At 40.8% G+C, this 24,799-nt stretch carries 27 protein-coding genes; 10 read left to right on the top strand and 17 right to left on the bottom strand.

Annotated elements, in window-relative coordinates; translation table 11 throughout:
- The 6 genes from urtB to GHNINEIG_RS02415 are packed head-to-tail and all read left to right on the top strand — an operon-like array spanning position 1 to position 5,179.
- The gene (gene urtB, locus GHNINEIG_RS02440) at positions 1 to 927 is read left to right on the top strand and encodes an urea ABC transporter permease subunit UrtB (protein ID WP_135795175.1); all 927 of its coding nucleotides are present in this window, start codon (positions 1 to 3) and stop codon (positions 925 to 927) included.
- Between the two features lie 12 nt (positions 928 to 939).
- Positions 940 to 2,055, top strand: a complete 1,116-nt coding sequence (gene urtC / locus GHNINEIG_RS02435; RefSeq protein WP_135795174.1) for an urea ABC transporter permease subunit UrtC — start codon at positions 940 to 942, stop codon at positions 2,053 to 2,055.
- A 34-nt stretch (positions 2,056 to 2,089) separates the two neighbouring features.
- Positions 2,090 to 2,836 carry an urea ABC transporter ATP-binding protein UrtD gene (urtD, locus tag GHNINEIG_RS02430; RefSeq protein ID WP_135795173.1) on the top strand — a complete coding sequence of 249 codons (747 nt, stop codon included), beginning with the start codon at positions 2,090 to 2,092 and terminating at the stop codon, positions 2,834 to 2,836.
- A 12-nt stretch (positions 2,837 to 2,848) separates the two neighbouring features.
- Positions 2,849 to 3,538 (top strand): urea ABC transporter ATP-binding subunit UrtE, encoded by a 690-nt coding sequence (urtE, locus tag GHNINEIG_RS02425; protein WP_135795172.1) that lies wholly within the window; start codon positions 2,849 to 2,851, stop codon positions 3,536 to 3,538.
- Positions 3,539 to 3,576: 38 nt separating this feature from the next.
- Positions 3,577 to 4,809, top strand: a complete 1,233-nt coding sequence (gene fmdA, locus GHNINEIG_RS02420; RefSeq protein WP_135795171.1) for a formamidase — start codon at positions 3,577 to 3,579, stop codon at positions 4,807 to 4,809.
- A 13-nt stretch (positions 4,810 to 4,822) separates the two neighbouring features.
- The gene (locus GHNINEIG_RS02415; protein WP_135795170.1) at positions 4,823 to 5,179 is read left to right on the top strand and encodes a zinc ribbon domain-containing protein; all 357 of its coding nucleotides are present in this window, start codon (positions 4,823 to 4,825) and stop codon (positions 5,177 to 5,179) included.
- 74 nt (positions 5,180 to 5,253) lie between these two features.
- Here GHNINEIG_RS02415 and GHNINEIG_RS02410 read toward each other — a convergent pair whose 3' ends face one another.
- The 13 genes from GHNINEIG_RS02410 to GHNINEIG_RS02350 form a co-directional block, all read right to left on the bottom strand.
- Positions 5,254 to 7,002, bottom strand: a complete 1,749-nt coding sequence (locus GHNINEIG_RS02410; protein WP_135795169.1) for a nitric oxide reductase activation protein NorD — start codon at positions 7,000 to 7,002, stop codon at positions 5,254 to 5,256.
- A gap of 14 nt (positions 7,003 to 7,016) precedes the next feature.
- Positions 7,017 to 8,060: an aliphatic amidase gene (locus GHNINEIG_RS02405; RefSeq protein ID WP_135795168.1), complete on the bottom strand. Its 1,044-nt coding sequence runs from the start codon at positions 8,058 to 8,060 to the stop codon at positions 7,017 to 7,019.
- Positions 8,061 to 8,367: 307 nt separating this feature from the next.
- Complete coding sequence (locus GHNINEIG_RS02400; protein WP_135795167.1) at positions 8,368 to 9,015, bottom strand: hypothetical protein; 648 nt, start codon at positions 9,013 to 9,015, stop codon at positions 8,368 to 8,370.
- Positions 9,016 to 9,020: 5 nt separating this feature from the next.
- A complete protein-coding gene (gene ureG / locus GHNINEIG_RS02395) occupies positions 9,021 to 9,623 on the bottom strand; it encodes an urease accessory protein UreG (protein WP_135795166.1) in 603 nt (200 codons plus the stop codon).
- A 49-nt stretch (positions 9,624 to 9,672) separates the two neighbouring features.
- Positions 9,673 to 10,371, bottom strand: coding sequence for an urease accessory protein UreF (locus tag GHNINEIG_RS02390; RefSeq protein ID WP_135795165.1), 699 nt, complete (start codon positions 10,369 to 10,371; stop codon positions 9,673 to 9,675).
- An 18-nt stretch (positions 10,372 to 10,389) separates the two neighbouring features.
- Positions 10,390 to 10,893 (bottom strand): urease accessory protein UreE, encoded by a 504-nt coding sequence (ureE, locus tag GHNINEIG_RS02385; protein ID WP_135795164.1) that lies wholly within the window; start codon positions 10,891 to 10,893, stop codon positions 10,390 to 10,392.
- A 28-nt stretch (positions 10,894 to 10,921) separates the two neighbouring features.
- On the bottom strand, positions 10,922 to 12,637 hold the full coding sequence (gene ureC, locus GHNINEIG_RS02380) for an urease subunit alpha (RefSeq protein ID WP_135795163.1): 1,716 nt from the start codon (positions 12,635 to 12,637) through the stop codon (positions 10,922 to 10,924).
- On the bottom strand, positions 12,634 to 12,969 hold the full coding sequence (locus tag GHNINEIG_RS02375) for an urease subunit beta (RefSeq protein WP_135795162.1): 336 nt from the start codon (positions 12,967 to 12,969) through the stop codon (positions 12,634 to 12,636). Before GHNINEIG_RS02375 ends, ureC begins: the two co-directional genes overlap by 4 nt.
- A 30-nt stretch (positions 12,970 to 12,999) precedes the next feature.
- Positions 13,000 to 13,302, bottom strand: coding sequence for an urease subunit gamma (gene ureA / locus GHNINEIG_RS02370; RefSeq protein ID WP_135795161.1), 303 nt, complete (start codon positions 13,300 to 13,302; stop codon positions 13,000 to 13,002).
- 42 nt (positions 13,303 to 13,344) lie between these two features.
- A complete protein-coding gene (locus GHNINEIG_RS02365; RefSeq protein ID WP_135795160.1) occupies positions 13,345 to 14,184 on the bottom strand; it encodes an urease accessory protein UreD in 840 nt (279 codons plus the stop codon).
- 69 nt (positions 14,185 to 14,253) lie between these two features.
- On the bottom strand, positions 14,254 to 14,970 hold the full coding sequence (locus GHNINEIG_RS02360; RefSeq protein ID WP_135795159.1) for a TorF family putative porin: 717 nt from the start codon (positions 14,968 to 14,970) through the stop codon (positions 14,254 to 14,256).
- 211 nt (positions 14,971 to 15,181) lie between these two features.
- On the bottom strand, positions 15,182 to 15,664 hold the full coding sequence (locus GHNINEIG_RS02355; RefSeq protein ID WP_135795158.1) for a hypothetical protein: 483 nt from the start codon (positions 15,662 to 15,664) through the stop codon (positions 15,182 to 15,184).
- Positions 15,665 to 15,817: 153 nt separating this feature from the next.
- Entirely contained in the window at positions 15,818 to 16,855 is a 1,038-nt protein-coding gene (locus GHNINEIG_RS02350; RefSeq protein WP_135795157.1) for a porin, read from the bottom strand.
- A 639-nt stretch (positions 16,856 to 17,494) separates the two neighbouring features.
- On the opposite strand from GHNINEIG_RS02350, the gene nrdA reads away from it, so the two are divergent.
- Positions 17,495 to 19,777, top strand: a complete 2,283-nt coding sequence (gene nrdA / locus GHNINEIG_RS02345) for a class 1a ribonucleoside-diphosphate reductase subunit alpha (RefSeq protein WP_135795156.1) — start codon at positions 17,495 to 17,497, stop codon at positions 19,775 to 19,777.
- A gap of 163 nt (positions 19,778 to 19,940) precedes the next feature.
- On the opposite strand, the gene rpsI is transcribed toward nrdA, so the two are convergent.
- From rpsI to GHNINEIG_RS02330, 3 genes are all read right to left on the bottom strand, one after another.
- Positions 19,941 to 20,333 carry a 30S ribosomal protein S9 gene (gene rpsI, locus GHNINEIG_RS02340; protein ID WP_135795155.1) on the bottom strand — a complete coding sequence of 131 codons (393 nt, stop codon included), beginning with the start codon at positions 20,331 to 20,333 and terminating at the stop codon, positions 19,941 to 19,943.
- A 13-nt stretch (positions 20,334 to 20,346) separates the two neighbouring features.
- Positions 20,347 to 20,775, bottom strand: a complete 429-nt coding sequence (gene rplM / locus GHNINEIG_RS02335; protein ID WP_135795154.1) for a 50S ribosomal protein L13 — start codon at positions 20,773 to 20,775, stop codon at positions 20,347 to 20,349.
- Positions 20,776 to 21,018: 243 nt separating this feature from the next.
- Complete coding sequence (locus tag GHNINEIG_RS02330) at positions 21,019 to 21,402, bottom strand: winged helix-turn-helix domain-containing protein (RefSeq protein WP_135795153.1); 384 nt, start codon at positions 21,400 to 21,402, stop codon at positions 21,019 to 21,021.
- A gap of 127 nt (positions 21,403 to 21,529) precedes the next feature.
- Between GHNINEIG_RS02330 and GHNINEIG_RS02325 the strand changes: the two genes are divergently transcribed.
- Positions 21,530 to 21,727 carry a YgaP family membrane protein gene (locus GHNINEIG_RS02325; protein WP_135795152.1) on the top strand — a complete coding sequence of 66 codons (198 nt, stop codon included), beginning with the start codon at positions 21,530 to 21,532 and terminating at the stop codon, positions 21,725 to 21,727.
- 63 nt (positions 21,728 to 21,790) lie between these two features.
- Here the strand turns inward: GHNINEIG_RS02325 and GHNINEIG_RS02320 are convergent, their stop codons facing one another.
- A complete protein-coding gene (locus GHNINEIG_RS02320; RefSeq protein ID WP_223260916.1) occupies positions 21,791 to 22,303 on the bottom strand; it encodes a hypothetical protein in 513 nt (170 codons plus the stop codon).
- Positions 22,304 to 22,586: 283 nt separating this feature from the next.
- Here GHNINEIG_RS02320 and GHNINEIG_RS02315 point away from each other — a divergent pair, with 283 nt between their 5' ends.
- The gene (locus GHNINEIG_RS02315; protein WP_135795150.1) at positions 22,587 to 23,636 is read left to right on the top strand and encodes a GGDEF domain-containing protein; all 1,050 of its coding nucleotides are present in this window, start codon (positions 22,587 to 22,589) and stop codon (positions 23,634 to 23,636) included.
- Between the two features lie 21 nt (positions 23,637 to 23,657).
- Positions 23,658 to 24,737 (top strand): CobW family GTP-binding protein, encoded by a 1,080-nt coding sequence (locus GHNINEIG_RS02310; RefSeq protein WP_135795149.1) that lies wholly within the window; start codon positions 23,658 to 23,660, stop codon positions 24,735 to 24,737.
- Positions 24,738 to 24,799: the final 62 nt, after the last annotated feature.

The following is a 24,799-nucleotide window of genomic DNA, read 5'->3' as shown; positions in this document are numbered from 1 at the left end:
ATGTTTGCTGACTACACATGGGCTGAGCTGGGCTCAATTTTTGCGATGCAAGGCTTTTCAGGCCTAATACTATTCTCTGTACTGCTATTGATGGCTCTAGGTTTGGCAATTATTTTTGGCCAAATGGGAGTCATTAATATGGCTCACGGAGAGTTTATGATTCTTGGTGCCTACATCACTTACTTAACCTCAAATTTATTTTCGACGTACCTTCCTGATCTTTTTGGAATCTACTTCTTTATAGCGATAATTTTTGCCTTTATAGGGACATTTTTACTCGGTGCTCTAGTGGAGTGGTCATTGATTAGACACCTATACAAACGCCCACTTGATACCCTTCTGGCAACCTGGGGGTTAAGCTTAATTCTTCAACAATTGTATAGAACTGTTTTTGGTCCTCGTGAAGTAGGAGTCACCTTACCCGACTGGATGATGGGATCGTTTGCAGTTAGCGAGATGATTGAAGTTCCCGTCAATGGAATGATTGTAATGGTTATCACACTGTTCATCACAGTAGGAGTGTTCCTATTTTTGCAAAAATCAAGAAAAGGCAAACAATCTCGCGCAGTCGTTCAAAACAGAGCCATGGCTGGAGCAGTAGGTATCGACACAGCTCGTGTCGACCGATTTACCTTTGCACTGGGTTGTGGAATCGCAGGTATCGCTGGAGCGACGTTTACTATGATCGGATCTACTGGCCCAACATCTGGACAGCTTTATATTGTGGATACCTTCCTGGTAGTGGTATTTGGTGGCGCAGCAAGCCTTCTTGGAACCATTGCATCTGCGTTCAGTATTTCACAAGCACAATCAATTATGGAATTTTTCTTGAGTGGCTCTATGGCGAAAGTCTTAACGTTATTAACGGTTATCGTGATCCTAATGCTTCGTCCACAGGGACTCTTCTCACTTAAAGTTCGTCGCTAGGAGAATAAAAAGATGGTACAAACTAAACTACGTTCATTAGCCCCCAAAAATGATGTCATATCATTTCTAATCTTAGCTGCGATTTTATTAGTCGCGCTACCCGTATTATTCGATATTTTTAGGTTAAATTTAATCGGAAAATATCTGACATTCGCATTCGTTGCTTTAGGTCTCGTGCTTTCTTGGGGGCTTGGCGGCATATTAAGTCTAGGTCAAGGAATTTTCTTTGGCTTAGGTGGTTACGCCATGGCGATGTTCTTGAAGCTTGAGGCTTCCAGCCCCGAAAATACACAGATTCAGTCAACGCCAGGTATCCCGGATTTTATGGACTGGAACCAATTGACCGAACTGCCTTGGTTTTGGGAACCCTTCCACAGTTTTGGCTTCACCGTGTTTGCAATCTTTGCTTTACCAGCTTTGTTTGCTTACATCATCGGGGCGGCAATGTTTAAACGTAGAGTTGGCGGGGTTTATTTCGCCATCATCACGCAAGCCATTGCTGCCATCCTGACTATTTTAATTATTGGTCAACAAGGATTTACCGGTGGCGTTAACGGCATTACAGACTTAAGAACATTACATGGTTGGGATATTCGTACTGACTCTGCCAAATATGTACTTTATTTCGTAAACGTTGTTCTGCTATTGATAACACTGGTAGCTGCCCAATACATTCGAAAAAGTAAACTAGGCAGACTTTTAGTTGCGATGCGCGACAGTGAAGACCGAGTCCGCTTCTCTGGATACGATGTTTCAAACTTCAAAATATTTATCTTCTGCATTGCCGGGATTTTTTCTTCAATCGGTGGCGCCATGTTTACACTTCAAGTTGGATTCATGTCCCCCTCATTGATTGGAATCGTACCTTCAATAGAAATGGTTATTTTTGCAGCCGTAGGCGGAAATCTTTCAATCTTTGGTGCGATTTACGGAGCCTTAATTGTTAACTGGGCTAAGACGATTCTTTCCGAGTCCTATCCAGAGCTTTGGCTGTTCGCTATGGGAGCTTTATTTATCGCAGTGGTACTCGCCTTCCCTAAAGGGTTAGCTGGAATCTACGAAAGCCATGTGCAGCCTTGGGTAGATAAAAAATTAAAAGCAATACAAAAGAAAAAAGCTGAAAAGTAATTAACAATTAATGATCAAGGTATTGGAGACAACCATGTACCAACAAAAAGATTTTGTCTTAACTATTGAAGGACTTACCGTTTCGTTTGACGGGTTCAAAGCTGTAAACGATGTGTCTTTATACATTGAGGAACAAGAAATACGCGTCATAATTGGACCAAATGGCGCGGGAAAAACCACTGTTCTCGACTTGATTTGCGGACGAACCAAAGCTACCGAAGGTTCTATTAAGTTTAAAGGTAAAGAATTAACCAAACTGAAAGAACATGAAATTGTACATGCTGGCGTCGGTCGAAAATTTCAAAACCCGTCTATCTATGAAGACCTGACTGTTTTCGAAAACCTTGAACTCTCTTTCCCTAGGGGAAAGAAAGTTTGGGGTGCTCTGACATTCAGCCGAGACCAAGAGGTCATCGATAAGGTTACTGAAATTGCGGAAATGATTTTCCTTCAAGACAAGCTTGATAGCCCCGCCAACCTTCTAAGTCATGGCCAAAAACAATGGCTTGAGATTGGAATGCTTCTAATTCAAGACCCCGAACTGCTTATGCTGGATGAGCCCGTCGCAGGAATGTCAGTCTCAGAGCGTAAACAAACGGCAGAACTGCTCCAGAGAATTACTAAAGATCGTTCCGTATTAGTTATTGAGCACGACATGCACTTCGTAGAAGAAATTGCTGACAGAGTCACCGTACTTCACCAAGGACAAGTTCTTTCCGAAGGTTCAATGGAAAAAGTCCAGAACGACCCGAAAGTTATTGAAGTTTACTTGGGACATTAAGGGAGTAAAAAGATGCTAGAGATACAAGATTTACATGTCGCTTATGGAGAAAGTGAAGTTATTAAAGGTTTAAACCTCTCTCTCAAAAAGAATGAGATCATTGCTATTTTGGGGCGTAACGGAATGGGAAAAACCACCCTAATGAAATCATTGATTGGAATGATTCCTTCTAAATCAGGAAGCGTCAAGCTTGAAAATAAAGAGTTATTTGGCATGAAGAGCCATGAACGCGTAAAAGCTGGACTAGGATTTGTTCCTCAAGGAAGAATGATCTTTTCAACCATGACGGTACAGGAAAACATCGAAACAGGACTGACCAGTACCAAAGAAACGGAAGTACCGGAAGATTTATACAATATCTTTCCAGTTTTACGTGAAATGAGAAAACGTCGTGGCGGAAACCTATCCGGTGGTCAACAGCAACAACTGGCGATTGCCCGTGCACTTGCAAGTGACCCAGACGTTCTGTTATTGGACGAACCGACAGAAGGTATTCAGCCTTCAATCATCAAAGAAATGGCTCACACCTTGAAGGAAATCCGCGACTCCAGAGGGTTATCAATCATCGTATCCGAGCAAGTTTTAAGCTTCGCTTTGGATGTAGCCGATCGAATTATTGTTATAGAAAAAGGCAAGATCATTCACGATCAGCCACGCAATGAAGTCGACGAAGATAAAGTTGCGTCATTTTTATCTGTTTAAGCTAAACCAAGTTAAATTTATACAACAGGAGAACCAAAATGGCCGAAACTATTATTAAAATCGACCTCAACAAATCCGCGTACGAGCATGATAATATCCATAACCGCTGGCACCCTGATATCCCAATGGTTTCAATGGTAAAACCTGGTGATGATTTCATCATCGAATGCATGGACTGGACAGGGGGGCAAATCGAAAACAATGATGATGCCGCCGATGTTCGTGACGTCGATTTGACTCAAGTACATTTTTTATCAGGCCCAGTCGGAATCGAAGGTGCAGAACCAGGGGACCTACTAGAAGTCGACATCTTAGACATAGGAACATTCGCCGACAGTCAATGGGGATTTAATGGCTTCTTTTCTAAACAAAACGGAGGGGGCTTCTTAACGGATCACTTCCCAGAAGCACAAAAAACCATTTGGGACTTCAATGGAATGTTTACCAAATCAAGACACATTCCGGGCGTTGAATTTGCAGGTTTAATCCATCCTGGATTAATTGGTTGCCTACCAGACAAAAAGATGTTGGATGAATGGAATACTCGAGAAAAAGAACTTTTTGACACTGATCCTGAGCGCACGCCACCTCTAGCAGCTCTTCCTTACGCCGAAACTGCACACATGGGCCGGATGAAACCAGAGGAAGCTAAATCGGCAGCGGCGGAAGGAGCTCGTACCGTTCCGCCAAGAGAACACGGTGGTAACTGTGACATCAAAGACTTATCACGTGGTTCAAAAGTTTACTTCCCAGTTTACGTTAAAGATGCTGGCCTTTCTGTTGGTGATTTACACTTCAGTCAAGGTGATGGAGAAATCACTTTCTGTGGTGCAATTGAGATGGCTGGCTGGATTCACCTACGCGTGAATCTGGTTAAAGATGGTATGAAAAAATACGGCATCAAAAACCCAATCTTCAAACCAAGCCCAATTACGCCGCGTTATGACGACTATTTGATCTTTGAAGGTATCTCGGTTGATGAAGAGGGTCAACAACACTATCTTGACGTCAACGTTGCTTATAGACAGGCCTGTTTGAATGCCATCGAATACCTTAAGAAGTTTGGTTATTCAGGTGCACAAGCATACTCGCTATTAGGTACGGCTCCCGTTCAAGGCCACATCAGTGGTGTAGTTGATATTCCAAACTCATGCGCAACGCTATGGTTGCCTACCGATATCTTTGAGTTTGATGTCAACCCGAATGCCGAAGGGCCTAAAAAATACGTCGATGATAGCGTTCAAGTTCCATTAGCGCCTGACTTAAAGTAAGGAGTTTTAAACTATGCCAGTCTATGATTATAAGTGTCCTGACCATGGTATCTTTTATGAACTCGCGACCATGGATGAGTCAAACAAACCAGCTCAATGCCCGCATTGCCAGACTTTGTCGCCTAGAATCATCATGATTCCACCTGAAATTTTAGATATGGCACCAGCCAAACGCAATGCCATTGAAAAAAATGAAGCGGCTCAGCACGAACCTCAGGTATCGACTGTAGACAGTCGTGCCGAGAATACCGAAAAGCTAAAACATGGTTGTGGTTGTCAATACCATAAAAAAGGCAAATCAAAACTCATGTGGACAGCAGATGGAAAGAAAATGTTTCCTTCAATGCGACCTTGGATGATTAGCCACTAACATCCAAACTTTTAAGACCCTGATAATTCAGGGTCTATATCACTTTCCAATCCCCTAGCGTACAGATAGATTGATTACATAAACGCTTTAAATATCTTTAAATACAGATTCACTAACGTATCCGTTAACTTATTTGGATCTTTCAATATCCCATAGTGTCCAGGCTTAAAAATCTGCTGCGTATAATCATTTTCACCATCGGTATCCAAGGCGAGACAAAAAGTTTTAATTCCTTTATTCTCCACTTCTCGTACCGCTACTTTTGCATCTTCAATTAAATAATTTTCATCGTATACATCTATATCAGAAGGTTTGCCGTCCGTTATAACTAAAATCAATTTATGTGTTTCTTGGCGCTGTGCAATCTCAGTATAAGCATGTCGAACACCCGCACCCAATCTAGTTGAGTATTGGGCCGTGAGATTAGGCAATCTGGATGATAAGACATCACCTTGCTCTGCAAACCCCTTCAACTCATAATAATTAATATGATGACGTCCATCTGAATTGAAGCCATGAACGGCGTAAGAATGATCCAATTTATCCAAAAGACTGGATAACACCAACGTTGATTGCTCCGTATTTTTTAAAATACTGATTTCACTGTCTAAGTACGTCTGATTCATCGACTCAGACAAGTCTAATAATACAAGCAATGCTATATCTTGATGATGATCTGACTGGATTTTAAGATAAAGATTCGGATCTGAATGAATCCGTCCCGACCTCAAATCAACTAAAGTATTCACAACGGCTTCCAAGTCGAGTTCATCACCTTCTTTTTGTGCCTTTTGTTTCCATCTATTTTGCTGATAGGACGAAATCAGTTTATACAACTTGAAAACCAACTGGGCGTGTAAATGATCCAACAAATTAGTATGCTTAGCTTGATCATCAATTGGCTTAAATACATCTACGGAACACCAACGCTCTTTGAATCGAGCAATCTTATAATCCCACTCTTTATAACAAAGGGAAGCCAGCGTCGATGCTTTGTTCCGTAACTCATTATCAGAATGTTCAGGCACTTCTTTGAAAACTAAATTACCTTCTTCATTAGGTGCTGTTTCCGACAATGCAGAAACCTCCCTTTCGGCAAAAGATTCTTTAAATGATCGCGCATCATAATCTGAAATATTTTCGTTACCATCACTTGACGTACCCTCAGCTAGGACAGGTTCCACTTGTTGCCACAAATATTGATTATCATCCCGGTAATCAACAATGGTAAATTCCGTTCGTTCGTTCATACTGATACGCATTTGACCAATATCATTAGCTAACTGCAGCCCCAACCTCAAGGACAAACCAGCGTCATTTAACTCGTTGAATGAAAGTGACCTAAAAGCATTCAATGCTTTACTTACAATATAGTTACTTGACTCATAGCTCGAATTTAAAATCCCATAAGCAACCCCATAAGCGATTGAATCAAAATCATTAGAGTCACTATTCGGTTTAACAAAACATGATTTGAATTGCTGCTTAAGACCTGGGTATTGATTGATCAACAAAGTCTCCACTCTTGCATCTTCAATAAGAGAGACCATCACTAACTGTCGATTTTTATATCCCTGAGCATCCATGGGTGTTGAATACAAAATATGCCCCATTGCATGAATGACACACATAAAATAATAAGCTTTAGCTTGGAGGTAGGATTCTGCAGATATGCTACTTGGAAGCGAAATACTTCCTTCTTGAATCATCGGTCGACTTTGCGGAGCACCCAAAGGCAGTAATTGAATTTTCCTACCAAAGAGTGCCAATATAGTAAGCTCCAGTTGAGGAACGAACAACTTCAACTGGAATTGAATTGCCATAGAAAAGCTAGACCTTAACTGTGACTTTTAACAGTATCTTCATTGGGAATGCCTTCGATTGGGCACTCAGCAGTTCCAACAGTTGAGCGTGTAATTTTTTCAACTTGCTCTTTCGCTTTCTGAGGATCATTAATCCAAGTCGAGTAGAACTCGTAAGGACAAGCAGCCACTCCTTCATCATCTTCACCGGAGTTTATTTTTCCTGTATACCCTCTATGAAGTAATTTAAATAAATGGTTTTGTGATTGAGCATTTTTTCTAAAATCTCTAATCTGCGACACTGAAAGCTCTGCGTACTGAATACCGTAATCTTCCTCGCCGCATTCACCCAATGTATGACCATCAAAACCAACAATTGCAGAATGCCCAAAGTAAGAATACACACCATCAAAACCACTGGCATTAGCAACGGCTACATAAGTATTATTCATCCATGCCATTGCTTTAGACACCATAATTTGCTGCTCTTTGGCCGGATACATATACCCCTGACAACGCACAATTAACTCTGCCCCTTTCATTGCACAATCTCGCCAAATTTCAGGGTAATTCCCATCGTCACAGATAATCAAACTGATCATCATTCCCTTTGGCCCTTCGGTGACATAAGTCTTATCTCCTGGATACCAACCTTCAACAGGACACCAAGGCATAATTTTTCTATATTTTTGGACAATTTCACCTTCATCATTAATTAAGATCAAAGTGTTGTAAGGGGCTTTATTCGGGTGATCTTCATGCCTTTCCCCTGTTAAAGAAAAGACCCCCCAAGTTTTCGCTTTTTTACATGCTGCTGAAAAAATCTGAGTTTCATCCCCCGGTATTGTTGATGCCGTGTCATACATTTCTTTGGCATCATACATAATCCCATGCGTAGAATACTCAGGAAAAATCACCAAATCCATTCCCGGTAATCCCTGTTTCATGCCAATAAGCATATCCGCTATTTTATTAGCGTTATCCAGTACTTCTTGCTTGGTATGTAAGCGAGGCATCTTGTAGTTTACAACTGCAACCCCAACCGTATCATTACTTGAAGAAATATCACCATGTCTCATTTCAAACACCTCTTATTATGGTTTTAAATTATTTAGATAAACAACCGTGTTTAAAAACTGTGATTACTTCGTTGTAATACAGCGCTACTGCATAAAAATTATTAAAAACGTAATAACCATAAAACAAGAAGTGCGCCACTCTATAAGACAATTCTAAACATTAAATAAAACCATTTAATAATCGCTTATAATTCATAATGTTAGAACATATACTTGATATTTAAAACAGACACATAAGGCCGTTAAGAACTCATTTCAGCGAGTTTTTGCACTATTTTTGTGCGCATTGCCAATGTACAGCAAAGCGTTAGAGAAACGCTTGCCCACCAACCAGGCATGAAATCAACCCTGCCCCGAAAACGGCACGTCTTAACGGCTTTTTAGACTGAAGAAACTTTTGATTGAATACGGCAATGGTCAGCCCGAAAACAGCAAATACTAATGTCACGCCCAATGTAAAACTTAGAATCATAAGACCTGAAACTTGATCATTGGAAACAGCTGATAAGGTAACTAACATTCCTCTTACTCCACCAATCCCCATTAAAACCCCCATCATTGCAGAACCCGAAAGCCACTTACGGTTTGCATTCTGGTGGTGATGCTCATGACCAAACCAAATATGGGCATGCTCTATTCCATGGTGCTCATGCTTTCTAATATGGATTTGGTTCGCGGCCACTAAATACAGCAGATACATTCCCATTAAAATAAGTACCAAAGAGGCCAACACATCCCCATATGCCAATACCTGCTCAGGTATCTCTAAATCTGACAATAGAAGAGAAAACAAGTACAAACTAACGCCATGCCCCAAAGCAAACCCCAATGTAATCATCATTACTTTGGCTTTTTGTTTTCCAATTGAAAAATTAACAATCGCAGTCATATGATCTGGAGCAAAAGCATGCATCAAACCATACCAAAATATTAAAAACAGTCCGTACTCAATCATAAAGATTACAACATCCCTTTATCAACGATAAACTCAATGATGGAATCCAATCCATGCTGGCTTTTAAGATTGGTAAATACATAAGGTTTGTCGCCACGCTGAATCTTGGTATCACGATCCATGACATCTAAGTCCGCACCAACATAGGGGGCTAAATCAATTTTATTAATAATCAACATATCAGAATGAGTAATGCCTGGTCCTCCTTTTCTAGGAAGCTTATCCCCTGCGGCGACATCGATCACGTATAAAGTTAAATCGGATAGTTCAGGACTAAACGTCGCACTTAGATTATCGCCACCCGATTCAATAATTACCATTTCTAAGTCATCAAACTTAGCATTTAATTCATCAATCGCCGTAAGGTTCATTGAAGCATCTTCACGAATCGCGGTATGCGGGCACCCTCCTGTTTCAACTCCAACAATCCGGTCTTCACTTAATGCCTGCTGACGAATCAAAATTTGTTGATCCTCTTTGGTATAAATATCATTGGTCACAACGGCAATGTTGAATTGATCTCGCATACGCTTACACAACATTTCAACCAACGCCGTTTTCCCTGACCCTACAGGGCCTCCAATACCCAATCGTAATGCTTGCTTCATATCCTTCCTTTACTGCATAAAGTGTGGCAAAACACACTTTCAAAAAATATTATGAACGAAATAAACGACTGTATTGAGTTTCATGCTGACTGCTTAAAATTGCCAGCATTGGCAAGCTACTGCCTATTTCGTCTTCCTCAACAAGCAGTGCCTTTTTGACAGCCTGCTGAATTAAATCATCAAAACTCAGCATCAATTGCTGGCCTTGAGTTTGTCCAAGCGGCACCAATTTAACCATGGCTGCCAATTGATTTTCTAACCAGCTCCATGCATAGCCTTGAATCGTCTCTTCAACTGAAATATTCCAACTCACTGCAAAACGCGCAAACAACATAGGGTAGGTCTTAGGCACATCTGAATCCAACTGCAATTCAACACCCAGTGGCTGAGCCAATCGCGTCAAGGCCAACGCCATATGCTGATCTTCTTGCAATAATTCAGCCGTTTCTCGAATAGCGGCACTTAAGATCGCTAAAGATTTTAATTTTGAACGGGCAGAAAGAGCTGAGGGAACATCAAGAGATTGGGCGTCACATTCTCGCCAGGCCTGGTAAAAATAATTTAACAACGCTAAATCACCGTATACTTGGCCATGCAACAAACACCCTTCTAGCCAGTCTTTAACGGAATCAACATCTGATACCAACCCACTATATACGGCCGATTCTGCCCCTTGAGAATAGGCATACGCACCTACTGGAAGGGTTGGACTGGTTAACTGTAACAATCGTGTTAAGGCCATGTTCATTACAAATACCCAACGTTGTTAGACAGCTGCAACATGATGATTATGGCTGTGAGACGACTCATGATCGTGACCATGTTGATGACCACCTCCATAAGCACCACTTTCGGGTTGCAAAGGTGCCTGTTCAACAGTAACGTGACCACCCAATAAACGAACCATATCATCCAAGACATGATCATGTGCATAACGTAGCCAAGTTGATTCCACCTGCAGCGGAACATGGCGGTTACCTAAATGATAAGCTATCCTTAATAACAGGTGCATATCATCCGTATAAATGGTCGAAACACTTTCTTCTGCCGCACAGACTTCTAAGACATCCCCTGCATCATTTGTTAATAAATCACCCTGTTTAAGCACACTGCCCCGTGGCAAAAACAACCCAACGGATTCTCCGGAGAGCAAACTCACTTTCAAACGACTTTTTTCTCGTTGTTTAAATGTTAAGGTAAGTGATTCAACAGAATCCGTTAAATGAACAGTCTCATCAGTTACTTCAATAATATCTGTAAACTCTCTCATTTCATTTCCTTTGATGTGACAAGCAGCTTTAAAACAAAAAGTAGCGTTGCGCCAGTGGTAACTCAGCCATCGGCTCACAAGATAATAATTCACCATTAGCTTTAACCACATAGGTTTCCGGATCAACCGACACATCTGGTTGAAAATCATTCAACACCATATCGGCTTTGCTAATGTTTCTAGTGTTTTTGACTGGCATCACCCATTTTTGCAATCCTAATTGAGACTGAATATCAGCCTCAAACGCGGCCTGCGAAACAAAGGTGATGGCGGTTTTAAAAATGGCTTTACCATGTGCTGCAAACATGTTGCGATAATGCACGGGTTGAGGCGTTGGAATTGATGCATTCGCATCCCCCATTGGAGCCGCCACAATCATTCCACCTTTAATAATCATCGATGGTTTGGTCGCAAAAAAGGCTGGCTTCCATAACACTAAATCGGCCAGTTTTCCCACCTCTATTGACCCCACCACATGACCTATTCCATGCGTTATAGCAGGATTAATGGTGTACTTCGCCACATAGCGCTTCGCTCTAAAATTGTCGTTATTAACAGGAGGCGCACCTTCAGGCACTAGCGGCCCTCGCTGTACTTTCATTTTATGGGCTGTCTGCCAAGTACGCGTGATAACCTCCCCCACTCGCCCCATTGCTTGCGAATCTGATGAGATCATAGAAAACGCACCCAAATCATGAAAAATATCTTCCGCTGCAATCGTTTCACGACGAATCCTAGATTCGGCAAATGCCACGTCTTCAACAATATTGGGGTCTAAATGATGGCACACCATCAGCATATCCAAATGCTCATCAATGGTATTTACCGTAAATGGGCGTGTTGGATTGGTTGAAGAAGGTAAAACATTACTTAAACCGCACGCTTTAATAATATCCGGTGCATGACCGCCGCCAGCCCCCTCAGTATGATAGGTATGAATGGTTCGTCCCTTCAAGGCACCTAAGGTACTTTCTACAAAACCCGACTCATTTAAGGTATCGGTGTGAATCGCAACCTGAACATCGTATTCATCCGCAACCGCTAAGCAATTATCAATTGCGGCGGGCGTAGTTCCCCAATCTTCATGTAATTTCAAACCAATAGCACCGGCTTCAACCTGTTCTTTTAAAGGCTCAGGCAAAGAAGCATTCCCCTTGCCTAAAAACCCAATATTCATTGGCAAGTCTTCTGCTGCTTCTAACATGCGATGCATATACCAAACACCTGACGTACAAGTCGTTGCATTGGTTCCTGCTGCCGGGCCTGTTCCACCACCCAACATTGTCGTCACACCCGACATTAAAGCTTCTTCTACTTGTTGCGGACAAATAAAATGAATATGAGAATCAATTCCCCCTGCTGTTATAATTTGCCCCTCACCTGCAATTACTTCTGTTCCGGGGCCAATTTCAAAATCAACATCAGGTTGAATATCAGAGTTGCCTGCTTTACCAATACCGACAATAAAGCCCTCTTTAATGCCGATATCCGCTTTTACAATGCCCCATGTATCCAAAATAAGCACATTGGTAATAATCGTATCAACTACCGTACCGGCACAGCCTTGCCCTTGTCCCATTCCATCGCGAATGACTTTCCCACCGCCAAACTTGACCTCTTCACCATAAGTCGTAAAATCTTTTTCCACTTCAATCAGCAGTTCAGTATCGCCTAGACGAACTTTGTCACCCACGGTTGGCCCATACATCTCGGCATAAGCTTGACGATCGATGGCATAACTCATAATGGACCTCCTGACTCTCTATATCCTTCAAGTGATCCCATAATTTTTTGATTAAAACCATATACCATTTGCTTACCTGCATAGCGTACGAGCTGAACTTTTCGTTTTTGTCCTGGTTCAAAACGCACCGCCGTGCCAGCTGGAATATCCAGTCGAAAACCCAATGCCGTTTTACGGTCAAACTCAAGACTACCATTGGTTTCATAAAAATGATAATGAGAACCAACCTGAACCGGGCGATCTCCGACATTTGCAACCTCAACCTCAACGGTATCTCGGTTTGCATTTAATTCAATTTCACCTGCTTCAACAATCACTTCACCTGGAATCATTTACTTAATCCTTTAAATCATTAACCCTAATCACACAATCGGTTGATGAACCGTTACCAGTTTGGTTCCATCTGGAAATGTTGCCTCCACCTGAACATTGTGGATCATTTCAGGAACACCATTCATCACATCCTCTTGAGACAGAATGGTTGAGCCATAGTCCATAAGCTCTGCTACAGTTTTTCCTTCACGCGCGCCCTCTAAAATGGCGCAACTGATCAAAGCCACTGCTTCGGGATAATTAAGCTTTAACCCTTTTGCAAGTCTACGCTCAGCCAGTAGCCCAGCTGTAAACAGCAATAATTTATCTTTTTCTCTTGGTAATAATTCCATGCATCCTCCTCCGACGCACTGCTTTAATAACTATCATTCGATCTATGTATTCCAAATCCTGGGCTTAACCACCGGCACTTTTAAAATATCAGGCCTGGCGATTTTCCATGCTTCAAACAAAAGGGTTTTCAATTCATCCAGCTCAGTCGCCAAAGCGCGTAACACAATCAATTTTTTGATTTTGGTGACGCCAAAATTAACTGGCGAAGACATTGCTTGAAGCTTCTCCAATAAATCACTCTGAACAGTTGAGTCTTCACAGTAAAACAATGCTGAAGCATACAGTACATGAGCATTTAAGCCACTGATACTATCTAAGAGGATTGAATCTTGGCTCAACTTTAATCGATCGACAAAAACCAACTCATTTTCTATCCAAAACTCAAGTGATTGAGTCAATACCCCAGACGCAAACCCCTCCCCTCTGGCGGGCCGACCTAGGCCAACAATATCCCAAGCTATTAATTTATTGTTAGGAGAATCCAGGCAAATAATTAAACGGTTATCAACATTGGAGTGATCAAAAAATAGAGTCTCTTGCGGTAACCACTCCACTTCGGCGAACTCATTCACGTGAATAGTTTGTGTCTGTTTGGCCAACTGGCCTTGACTACGATAAAACTTTGTCGCAGCAGGCGTGCTGACCAGCCCTTTAGCTTCTAAACCGAAGCGCACAATAACTTCTAGCTGATCTCCTCCAACAATCCCTCCCGGCGGATGTATTACCAGCACCGTCGGGCGATTCAACTCTTGATAATAAGGTCTCTGTAAAACAAGCGGACCAAAATGTTGTTTATCTTTTACGACTGTTTTGCTTTTTTGATTCACAAACGTAAAAGATAAAAAGCCTTTCCAACCCGTTTTTAATGAAATGTTTTGCATAATTTTTTCTTAAAAAAAAGGAGCCTTTCGGCTCCTTAAAACTAACTAACTATTCATAGGAGGAAATAATTAGATTGGGAACGCGTAAGTAACTTGTAGTTGTGGGTTTTCAGCTTTTTCACCAAGAGCTACATTATTAAGTTTAATATTTTTTGCTCCATCACCCTGCGCTTTACTTAGAGTAAACGTCAAATTGTCTGTTGCTGCATAACTCACATTAAACTCTGTGTATTCTGATGCTGAGTCGTCATTTTTGTTAATCCCTGCATGCAAGCCAAATTTACCAATTGCGTAATCAGCCGTAATATAGTAGTTATTACCTGAATCTTTACGCACAGTATTCACATAAGCAGTCAAAGAAAGATCTTTATAAGAAGCCCCTAGGATATAATCAGAAAGCATCCCACCACCATCTGATTGTTGCTTAAGCATATCCTTATTATTATATGGATACAAATAAGCGACATATCCTACTGTGAATCCAAAGTCACCAAATGTTGGAGAATAACCAGCATACAAATCCCACTCAGAACTATTATCGAACCCACCTTCAGATGAAGCCCATGTCCCAGCATAAAGACCAGATTCATGACTATAATCAGCACCACCAAAAACTACTGGGGATGGGTTACTGATGTTAATACCACGCCATAAATACATATTACTCACAGCCGCGTTATAAGAAATCTCACCCGCTTGTGTTGTTGCAGGTGCAACAGATAAGGCAGCAGAAGAAGCGATAGCCATAGAAACTAATAAAGATTTAACAGAAAATGTTTTTTTCATTTTTATACTCCAAGGTTTAACGAATAATGACTTAATAAAATCAACTCTCTTATAGAAAGGAGTATACCAACATTTTAATTAAACTTTAAAAACAACAAGTTAACCTAAAAACCCAACTATAAATTAAAAAATAGATCAGAGAACCTTTATATTTTTGTCATATTTTGCACCAGAATATTTTTTTTGCACCATCTCAATCATTTTGCAAGCATTACCATAACTTCACTCCCTGAGCCTGCTGCTCAAGCACCCACTCTTGAAATGCCGGTGGACCATAAGCCAGGGTTAACGGATTTTTCTCCAACACATCAGCTTCAGGATCTTGCATTTGATAAATCAAAGGGCGCATGGTCTGTTCCGCATGCTGCATTAACCATTGCAATGTCTTTTCTGGAATTTCTCGCCCAACCGGAACCGCTAAATCCACCACCAAACCTTGCCACTTTAAAATATGATCAATCACTAAGGCACCGCATTCATTGGGACGAAAGTCTTCTGGCAAAAAACTCCCAGGCCTGACCCAAGCACATTCAAATTCACGACAAGGGCTTACGGGACGGTTTTCATAATCATCACACCCCTTTCCCGTGCTATGCGGGCAAGGATGACCAGGATAGGCTTCACAGCCTTTAACGGTAATTTGCACCCAGCCATCACAACAGGCGGTACAAGGTTGACACTCTCTCTTAGACATCAATACATCCTTTATCATTCTTTTAAATAGATATAAAAATATATAAAATTTTGTTTAGAAAACCCTATATATTTTTATAATTACTGAAACTAAAAAACCCCGCCTAAGCGGGGTTTTCATCTAATGATAACACTCGCTTAAACGAGCCTTAAATTAGAACTTGTGGAACAACCCAACTGAAATCGCTGAATCAGATGCTTTACCACCAATATTCTTACGATCATAAGTTGTTTTATCATAAGAAACATACTCAGCGTAAACTTTAGTTTTCTTAGCTAAAGCATAGTCAAGACCTAACCCAAGACCTGTAGAATCTTTAGTTGCTTTATCTTTGTAATCATTCATTGAATACTTGATTTTAGGCATTAGGTTACCCATTTTATACCCAACGTTCAACATGATGTTAGACCCTTCTTTTTTTGCACCATCACCAGAAACATCTTGGTACATTGCGTTTGCAATTAAACCTGCAACAGCATACTGAGCTGCTAAACGATATTGAGTAGCATCACCTGCAGCTGACCCGCCAGCACCATCACCAATCAAAGCTTTATTCGCTGAATCCATTGCTGCCGTCAGGTAAAGACCTTTTTTCTTAGAACCGTACATCGCTGCTACAGAAACCCAATCAGTCATAGAAGATTCTTTCGTTGTATCACCGGAATTTTCTTTAGGAACCAAAGCACCCACTAATTTAACACCACCGAAAGAAGGTGAAACATAAGCTAATACATTAGACACACGGTTTTCACCACCGTTTCCAAGGATACCTAAACCACCTGTCATAGGCTTGTTATCAGCACGAGCATCGTTAAATAAATCTTTTGGTTGAGCCATTTTATAAGGCGTGTCATGACGACCTAGAAAAACAGTCCCGAAACCACCCGATAAACCAACATATTGGTTACGGTTTTCAAAGCTTTCTTTAGCATCAGGATTAACTTTAAACTCAGCCTTATAGATTGCTTTTAAACCATTCCCTAGGTCAGCAGACCCTTTAACACCAACACGAGAATTATAGCTGTTTACTTGTGAACCAGATTTTGCTTGAACTTTATCACCATTAGTATCTTTATAACTAATAGAGTCGATTGATAATTGCATTTGACCATATACAGTCGGAGCGTCAGCCATAGCAACTGGAGCGGCGATAGCAGATGCAACTGCTAGAGCGATAATATTCTTTTTCATGTAATAGTTCCCTATTCAAATAGTTAGTTTTGAAACTTGCTCACTTAATGTGAACTTGTTGGCAACTATATTGAGTTTTACTGGGACGTGCAACCTTTTTTCAAAAAAAAACAACAAAAATTGCATGTGTTGTTTTTTTACCACACAATAAGAGTGATTACTTATTGGAGTTTTCTTGCTTTTTCCCATAAACATTGGGCAGACAAGCCTTTTATGTATTACCGAATCATAATTGATTTACATCAATTTTTATTAAAACCAAAATCATTCTTGTAAAAACCTCAACCCTTACACAAAAACATCACCTAACTTTATTAAAAACACATTAAATAAGGTGCGTAAAAAAACGTCAAAAATTCTAAGTAAAAACACTCAATCTTTATTATAGGCAGGCTTAACCCGCGTTACCTTCTCTACTATCAAATTTTTATATGGAATACTTAAAAATAATTCATCAAATTGCTTTTTTTTAAGCTTGATTTAAACGTCTGTTTGCACTATATTTTGTTAAGGATTCTGATTGCTTAACTACATATAGTGTATAAACACAAAAACAACCACACTATGTTAATCGCACTTATTCAAGTCCCACGACACGATACTCATTTAACCAACTGAAATAATTAAAGATTGCAAATTATGTCTACAGAAACCATGAATGTTGCCAAGCGCAATGGCGAAACAGAGCCGCTCGATTTAGAAAAAATTCACCGCGTCATTACATGGGCCGCAGAAGGTCTGGAAAATGTCTCCGTATCTGAAGTTGAACTAAGATCTCATATTCAGTTTTATGATGGCATGAAAACATCGGACATCCATGAGACAATCATCAAATCTGCGGCAGACTTGATTTCGGAAAGCGCACCCGACTATCAACATCTTGCAGCGCGTTTGGCTATTTTCCACTTACGCAAAAAAGCATTTGATCGCTTTACGCCGCCAACATTATTTGAACATGTCAATAAAATGGTACGCAATCGCCTTTATGACCCTCAAATACTGGACGACTACACCAAAGCCGAATTTGATGAGCTGGACAACTATATCCAGCATGACCGTGATATGAACTTCAGTTATGCGGCCGTCAAACAACTGGAAGGGAAGTATTTAGTTCAAAACCGCGTTACCGGCAAAATTTACGAAAGCCCGCAATTCATCTATATGCTGATTCCGATGAGCTTATTTGCACACTATCCAAACGATGCGGAATCAGGTAAAACTCGACTGGATTATGTAAAACGCTTTTATGATGCCGCGTCTAACTTTAAATTATCGCTACCAACCCCAATTATGTCAGGGGTTCGCACACCGACACGCCAATTCAGCTCTTGCGTATTAATTGAATGTGGAGATTCTTTAGACTCTATCAATGCCACCTCTTCTTCTATCGTGAAGTATGTATCACAAAGAGCCGGTATCGGCGTGAATGTCGGGCAAATTCGTGCCTTAGGCAGCGAAATCCGTGGTGGTGAAGCTTACCACACGGGCATGATTCCTTTTATCAAACACTTCCAAACAGCGGTTAAGTCCTGCTCTCAAGGAGGAGTACGCGGTGGCGCAGCAACCCTTTTCTATCCTATTTGGCACCTGGAAGTGGAATCTTTAATTGTTCTTAAGAACAACCGCGGTGTGGAGGAAAACCGTGCCCGCCATTTAGATTATGGGGTACAGGTCAATAAACTCATGTATCAACGCATGATAGAAGGCGGTAATATTACGTTATTCAGCCCATCTGACGTACCTGGGCTTTATGATGCTTTCTTTGAAGACCAAGAAGAGTTTGAACGCTTATATAAAATCTACGAAGCCGACGATACCATTCGTAAAAAGACCATGAAAGCCGTCGATTTGTTTACACAAGTTGCACAAGAGCGCGCACAAACCGGTCGTATTTATATTCAAAATGTGGATCACTCCAACACCCACAGTTCATTTGACCCGAAAAAGGCACCGATTCACCAATCAAACCTTTGTTTGGAAATCACCCTTCCGACCCATCCGCTTGACTCCGTAGATGATCCAAATGGTGAGATTGCCTTATGTACATTATCTGCTTTTAATTTAGGTGCTTTGGAAAACCTCGACGAACTGGAAGAGCTGTCGGATCTTATCGTACGAGCCTTAGATAGCTTACTTGACTATCAGGATTATCCTGTTGAGGCGGCACGTAAAGCCAGCATGGGACGACGCACCTTAGGTGTTGGGGTTACAAACCTCGCTTATTATTTAGCGAAAAACCACGTCAAGTACTCTGACGGCTCTGCCAATAATATCGTGCATAAAGCATTTGAAGCGATTCAATACTACTTATTAACAGCTTCTTTAAATTTGGCAAAAGAATACGGTAAGTGCGACTTTTTTGAAGATACCAAATATGCTCAAGGCATTTTACCAATCGACACCTATAAAAAGGAATTGGATGAATTTTGCAACGAACCTTTGCATTATGATTGGGAAACACTTCGAACTGAAATTCAGCAACACGGTTTAAGAAATTCAACCATGACCGCATTAATGCCTTGTGAAACCTCTTCACAAATCACCAACTCAACCAATGGGATTGAACCACCACGGGGCTATGTTTCAGTTAAAGCTTCTAAGGATGGGATTTTAAAACAAGTGGTTCCAGGCTTTAAAGAATACCGTGATCAATATGAACTACTTTGGCAAATCCCTGATAACAAAGGCTATTTGCAACTTGTTGGTATCATGCAGAAATTTGTGGATCAGGCGATTTCAGCCAACACCAACTACGATCCAGCGAAATTTGAAGATGGGCGCGTCCCGATCAAATTAGTGCTTCAGGATTTATTGTATGCCTACAAAGCAGGGCTAAAAACGCTTTATTATCACAACACCCGTGATGGGGCTGATGATGCTCATGAAGATGACGGCTGTGCAGGCGGTGCTTGCAAACTTTAAACTCTGTAACACATACTCAAATAAAAAAGGCGCTTAATAAGCGCCTTTTTTATTGCCTGCATTTAAAATGATAGAACCCCGTCAAAGTCTGCCATTTCAAATTCAACAGACATAAAAAAACCGCCAGGCCTGGCGGTTTTTTTGTTCGTAAACGATAATCGAATTAACGTTTTGAGAACTGTGGACGACGACGTGCTTTACGTAGACCCACTTTCTTACGCTCAACTTGACGCGCATCACGAGTCAATAGACCACGCTGACGTAAAGGAGAACGATTGTCTTCGTTGAATACAACTAGAGCACGTGAAATACCATGACGAACCGCACCAGCTTGACCAGTAGTTCCGCCACCAGCCACTGTAACAGTGACATCAAATTTGTCCACGTTTTCTGTCGCTTCTAATGGTTGATTGATTACCATTAAATCTGTCTCACGAGCAAAATACTCTGTGACATCACGACCGTTTACTGTCATTTTCCCAGAACCTGCACGTAGGAATACGCGAGCCACTGAGTTTTTACGACGACCTGTTCCGTAATATTGTTCTGTTGCCATTATCAAATCCCTCTTACAAGTCTAGTTCTTTAGGTTGTTGTGCCGTATGAGGATGCTCAGCACCTTCATACACTTTCAGTTTTTTCAACATTGCACGGCCTAGAGGACCACGAGGCAACATTCCTTTAATGGCAAACTCAACTGGACGAGTCGGCTTGCTACCAACAAGTGTTTCAAAGTTTGTTGATTTTAAGTTACCAACATACCCTGTTACGTGATGGTACATTTTATCTCTACGCTTATTACCTGTAACGGCAATTTTTTCAGCATTGATCACCACAATATAATCACCACAATCAACATGCGGTGTATATTCTGGCTTATGCTTTCCACGTAGACGTGCTGCAATTTCTGCAGCCATACGACCTAAAGTTTTACCTTCAGCGTCAACAATATACCAGTCACGTTTTACTTCAGCTGGTTTTGCAACAAATGTTTTCATAACTTTGTCCTAAAAATAAATAACTAATCCATTACAACTATCTGATTCAATCAAATAATCAACTTACTGTTTAACGGGCAATAAGGAGGGGTAAGGATTAAAGGATGGAATTTTAGAGACTTTCTCTATAAAGTCAAGCGTTTACCCAATATTAATACAATAAAAGACAAAACATTCAGCTGACTCATTTTTTAAACGCACGCATAAGACGCTTTAAGTGATTCATAAGACTCAGTTAATCTTTTAAAAATTCAATTTTTTAGATTCTTCTTGTAAAAATGCCACCAGCTTTTTTTCCAATTGTCGAAACTCTTCCACTACTGACTGCCCTTTAGAGGTAAGCTGCGTTCCCCCGCCTGATTTACCACCATGCTCTTTCAACACCAAAGGCTCGTCAAACATCTGATTCATTTCATCAATCAGTTTCCAAGCCTTTTTATAAGACATTTTCATCTCTTTGGCCGCCTGATTGATAGAGCCTCGCTCATGAATCTTTTCCAGTAACGTAATACGACCGATTCCAGCATAAGCACCGGACTTTCCGGTCAACCAAAAACGTGCGCGAATATTTTGCGCATACCCTTCTCCAGGAAGTTTCGGCTGTGTGGACTTGTCAGAAGAAGACATAAAGAAAATTACCTATGTTTAGTTGATTTTTATATAAATTAGAATAACAATGATTTTGTAATATCAAACTAAATGATACTTATTATAACGTTAACATCATCAACTAACTAACCTTAGGGGGTATGAAATGAATGTTGGAACAGTAGATCGCTGGTTAAGAATTATCGTAGGGGCATTGCTGATTGTCTTGGCTGCGACAAACATCTTGGGCGTTTGGGCTTATATCGGAATTATCCCTTTAGCAACTGGACTCATTCGATGGTGTCCTCTTTACAGCTTGCTTGGAATTCAAACTTGCACACTCCCTGAACAGGTTAAAAAATAACTTTCAAGCATAAAAAAGCCAGACAAAGTCTGGCTTTTTTAGTAAAACATCTTTGTTTAGCGCTTATTTTAAGCCGTGAAATGCTTTAAATTTTGCTATTGTCTTCACTGGACGCTTTTTCTTATTCTCTTCATTTAAAACGTAAATAACCGTTTCTCCATTAGGACCAGATGCGATGTCACTGAAACGTAAATTATCTGCACCCGTCTTGACGTATTTGTCAAAATCCGCCCAATCAGAAAATACATAAAAACGGTTTTCTTCTTGTTTGAAAACTTCACCATAGAAATCTTCAGATGCCTGCAACTTGCCAGACATCATCTCTTCTGCTGGGTTGGTTGTTTTCTTTTTATCTTGCTTCGTTAAGCCATAAACAACCGTCTCACCATTTGGACCTGCTCCAATGAATGTACGACGGTAAGAAGTTTCACCATGCTTTAAAAACTTTTTATATAACTCACCGTCGTAAAAAATATTCATTCGGCCATCATAAAAAGCAATATACAAATCATTATTAACAGGTTGTGTGGCTTCACTTTCTGTTGCTTTATGATTAGATTTATTTTCAGGGGTCATTGAACAAGCCGACAGTACACCAACGGCCATCATTACAGCGAATAGTTTCTTCATGATTTAACTCTCTCAGGTTTAAAAAAATTACTCGGTTATTCTAAAAGCCCGACATAACAACCATGTGAATGAAAAATGACAAAAAAATGAAACCCGCACTTTTTTTCCACATCAAAAACGAAATTTACCCTTACAAAATCACGGATTTAGGTATTTATTCTCAAGAAAGTCTATAATATTGTCTATATTTATAATAATAAAATGCACACAATAAAGATTTAGGCTATCAATGAATTCATCAAAATTAATTCAAGCCCCTTGTCGTTACAGCTTCTCGAAAGAAGAAGCTCGCGAACTGGCGGAACAAACGTTGGCAAAACTGGAACAGCATAAGGTAAGCGCCAACCCTATCCACTTCACTCTTTTTTTTGAACTTTTAACCTCAATCAACCCTAATATTGCCGAACAGGTCGAACACGCATTAAAATTTAATACTTATAACGATGACTCCGCCCGAGTCATGTTCAATGCGCTTTGGAATGAAATCATTACCCATAGCCTGCACTCTGAAGAATTTTCCGAGATTGTGGATAATTTAATCCTGTATATCGACAACTGGATTAAAGCGGCTCAAAACAAGTCCGATAAAATCAGCACCGAAGTCGAACAAGTATCACAACTCAGCACAGCGCAAGAAATGGTTGACCGCCTAAAATCGAATGTATTGCCCGCCATAGAATCTTACCAGTCTGAAACACATGCCTTGCAAGAACATATCCAAGATTCAAGCGCTGAAATTATCCGCCTGAAAAAAGAGCTCGATAAGGCAACCGCCATTGCTAAAACAGATGAGTTGACCAATATTCCAAATCGTCGAGGTTTTAATGAAATCATTGCACACGCCATGAAAGAAGCCAACGAAAAACAAAGCAGTTTCGCCCTTTTAGTGCTAGATATTGATTACTTTAAAAAGGTCAATGATACCTATGGACATTTGGTTGGAGACAGCATTTTAAGATACCTCGCTAAAAGTCTTCATAACGAGACCAAGGGAAAAGATTCAATTGCACGTATCGGCGGCGAAGAGTTTGTTGCCATTTTACCAAGTACCAGCTATGACTCTGCTTTGAAATTAGCCAATACCATTCGTGAAAAAATTGCCTCACGACCGCTGCATGTCAAAAACAATGCGAACCCCATCACTTTAACCATTTCAATTGGTGTCGCCATGTTTCAACTTAATGAAACATTAGACTCACTCTTTACCCGGGCAGATAAATGCCTTTACATGGCTAAGTCAAATGGTCGAAACCGGGTATACGGTGAAGCTGAATTATAAAGCCAACACAGCAACCTTAGCATGACAGCAAAGACCGCACTTAATATTATTTCTGGTCAACTGGGGGCTGGAAAAACCACTCTGATAAAACAGCTACTTAAGCAGCAACCTGCGCATGAGACATGGGTTTTACTGGTCAACGAGTTTGGTGCGGTAGGAATTGACGGACCTATTTTAAGTGGTCAAAACAGTAAGATTTTAGTCAGACAACTCCCCGGTGGGTGTATTTGCTGCACGGCGCAAGGGGAACTTGAAACGGCTGTATTAGACATCATCCAAACGCAACATCCAGATCGAATCCTGATTGAACCAACGGGTCTAGGGGAACCCGAAAGCCTAGTTGACATATTCAGACAAGCCAAACTGCAAACGATTTGCGAGGTCCACTCCCTCTTTTCAGTGTTCGATATAGCTCATACGCCTTTAGAGGAGCTCCAAACCTTATCCATTTTACAAAGCATGTTAACGATGGCAGACGTCATTGTTCTCAACAAGGCAGATTTAGCGACACCTGAACAAACCCAGTCGTTAAAAGACTATATTGAAACTTTGTATCCACCTAAACAAGCAATCATTGTGACAGAACAGGCTGACATGTCACCTGATTACCTGAATCTCCCACACTTCCACACGCCAGTTTATGTCCCTATGCCTTCCTCAACTCATTCTTTTACACGACAAAACCGACAAGCAAGTTCTACCGCGACTAAAACGCTGCCTTATACACCTGTCGAGATGCCAAACCTTTTAGAAAGACATTACCAACTACAGCTTAATACCGAATCGATAGGTTGGATCTTCAATGAAAATGTTTGTTTTGAATGGCCTAAACTGCTGGTACTTTTTGAAAACCTTGCGGCAGGGCATTTTTCCTATCAAGCAAACAATCAACCAGCATCGATAAAACGTGCCAAAGGTATTTTTCGCGTCGGCAGCACCGCTAGAATGCTATTTCAACTTGTGCACAACACGCTTACGCGAGAGCTCATCGCCTATCGTAAAGACAGCCGTTTAGAACTTTTATTGGAGATAGATGCGCACTTTGACTATGAGTCGTTTGAAAAGGCATTGCGCAACTGCATACAACCATCATCAGGTTAACCCCGTTTGTATGAGACAGACATAAAAAAACCGCCAGGCCTGGCGGTTTTTTTATTCTCACC

The sequence above is a fragment of the Hydrogenovibrio crunogenus genome (assembly GCF_004786015.1).
GTDB classification, from domain to species: domain Bacteria; phylum Pseudomonadota; class Gammaproteobacteria; order Thiomicrospirales; family Thiomicrospiraceae; genus Hydrogenovibrio; species Hydrogenovibrio crunogenus.
The sequence above is the reverse complement of the archived record's forward strand: the minus strand, read 5'-3'. Positions and strand labels throughout refer to the sequence as shown.

What these genes read in the sequence shown, in the direction of transcription:
- nrdA (WP_135795156.1), top strand. Translation starts at nt 17,495, where the DNA reads ATGTCTACAGAAACCATGAATGTTGCCAAGCGCAATGGCGAAACAGAG.
- GHNINEIG_RS02325 (WP_135795152.1), top strand. Translation starts at nt 21,530, where the DNA reads ATGAATGTTGGAACAGTAGATCGCTGGTTAAGAATTATCGTAGGGGCA.
- fmdA (WP_135795171.1), top strand. Translation starts at nt 3,577, where the DNA reads ATGGCCGAAACTATTATTAAAATCGACCTCAACAAATCCGCGTACGAG.
- rpsI (WP_135795155.1), bottom strand. Translation starts at nt 20,333, where the DNA reads ATGGCAACAGAACAATATTACGGAACAGGTCGTCGTAAAAACTCAGTG.
- GHNINEIG_RS02355 (WP_135795158.1), bottom strand. Translation starts at nt 15,664, where the DNA reads ATGTCTAAGAGAGAGTGTCAACCTTGTACCGCCTGTTGTGATGGCTGG.
- GHNINEIG_RS02390 (WP_135795165.1), bottom strand. Translation starts at nt 10,371, where the DNA reads ATGAACATGGCCTTAACACGATTGTTACAGTTAACCAGTCCAACCCTT.
- GHNINEIG_RS02415 (WP_135795170.1), top strand. Translation starts at nt 4,823, where the DNA reads ATGCCAGTCTATGATTATAAGTGTCCTGACCATGGTATCTTTTATGAA.
- rplM (WP_135795154.1), bottom strand. Translation starts at nt 20,775, where the DNA reads ATGAAAACATTTGTTGCAAAACCAGCTGAAGTAAAACGTGACTGGTAT.
- GHNINEIG_RS02310 (WP_135795149.1), top strand. Translation starts at nt 23,658, where the DNA reads ATGACAGCAAAGACCGCACTTAATATTATTTCTGGTCAACTGGGGGCT.
- GHNINEIG_RS02330 (WP_135795153.1), bottom strand. Translation starts at nt 21,402, where the DNA reads ATGTCTTCTTCTGACAAGTCCACACAGCCGAAACTTCCTGGAGAAGGG.
- GHNINEIG_RS02375 (WP_135795162.1), bottom strand. Translation starts at nt 12,969, where the DNA reads ATGATTCCAGGTGAAGTGATTGTTGAAGCAGGTGAAATTGAATTAAAT.
- urtD (WP_135795173.1), top strand. Translation starts at nt 2,090, where the DNA reads ATGTACCAACAAAAAGATTTTGTCTTAACTATTGAAGGACTTACCGTT.
- ureG (WP_135795166.1), bottom strand. Translation starts at nt 9,623, where the DNA reads ATGAAGCAAGCATTACGATTGGGTATTGGAGGCCCTGTAGGGTCAGGG.
- urtB (WP_135795175.1), top strand. Translation starts at nt 1, where the DNA reads ATGTTTGCTGACTACACATGGGCTGAGCTGGGCTCAATTTTTGCGATG.
- ureC (WP_135795163.1), bottom strand. Translation starts at nt 12,637, where the DNA reads ATGAGTTATGCCATCGATCGTCAAGCTTATGCCGAGATGTATGGGCCA.
- urtE (WP_135795172.1), top strand. Translation starts at nt 2,849, where the DNA reads ATGCTAGAGATACAAGATTTACATGTCGCTTATGGAGAAAGTGAAGTT.
- GHNINEIG_RS02410 (WP_135795169.1), bottom strand. Translation starts at nt 7,002, where the DNA reads ATGGCAATTCAATTCCAGTTGAAGTTGTTCGTTCCTCAACTGGAGCTT.
- GHNINEIG_RS02315 (WP_135795150.1), top strand. Translation starts at nt 22,587, where the DNA reads ATGAATTCATCAAAATTAATTCAAGCCCCTTGTCGTTACAGCTTCTCG.
- GHNINEIG_RS02405 (WP_135795168.1), bottom strand. Translation starts at nt 8,060, where the DNA reads ATGAGACATGGTGATATTTCTTCAAGTAATGATACGGTTGGGGTTGCA.
- ureE (WP_135795164.1), bottom strand. Translation starts at nt 10,893, where the DNA reads ATGAGAGAGTTTACAGATATTATTGAAGTAACTGATGAGACTGTTCAT.
- urtC (WP_135795174.1), top strand. Translation starts at nt 940, where the DNA reads ATGGTACAAACTAAACTACGTTCATTAGCCCCCAAAAATGATGTCATA.
- ureA (WP_135795161.1), bottom strand. Translation starts at nt 13,302, where the DNA reads ATGGAATTATTACCAAGAGAAAAAGATAAATTATTGCTGTTTACAGCT.
- GHNINEIG_RS02350 (WP_135795157.1), bottom strand. Translation starts at nt 16,855, where the DNA reads ATGAAAAAGAATATTATCGCTCTAGCAGTTGCATCTGCTATCGCCGCT.
- GHNINEIG_RS02360 (WP_135795159.1), bottom strand. Translation starts at nt 14,970, where the DNA reads ATGAAAAAAACATTTTCTGTTAAATCTTTATTAGTTTCTATGGCTATC.
- GHNINEIG_RS02320 (WP_223260916.1), bottom strand. Translation starts at nt 22,303, where the DNA reads ATGACCCCTGAAAATAAATCTAATCATAAAGCAACAGAAAGTGAAGCC.
- GHNINEIG_RS02365 (WP_135795160.1), bottom strand. Translation starts at nt 14,184, where the DNA reads ATGCAAAACATTTCATTAAAAACGGGTTGGAAAGGCTTTTTATCTTTT.
- GHNINEIG_RS02400 (WP_135795167.1), bottom strand. Translation starts at nt 9,015, where the DNA reads ATGATTGAGTACGGACTGTTTTTAATATTTTGGTATGGTTTGATGCAT.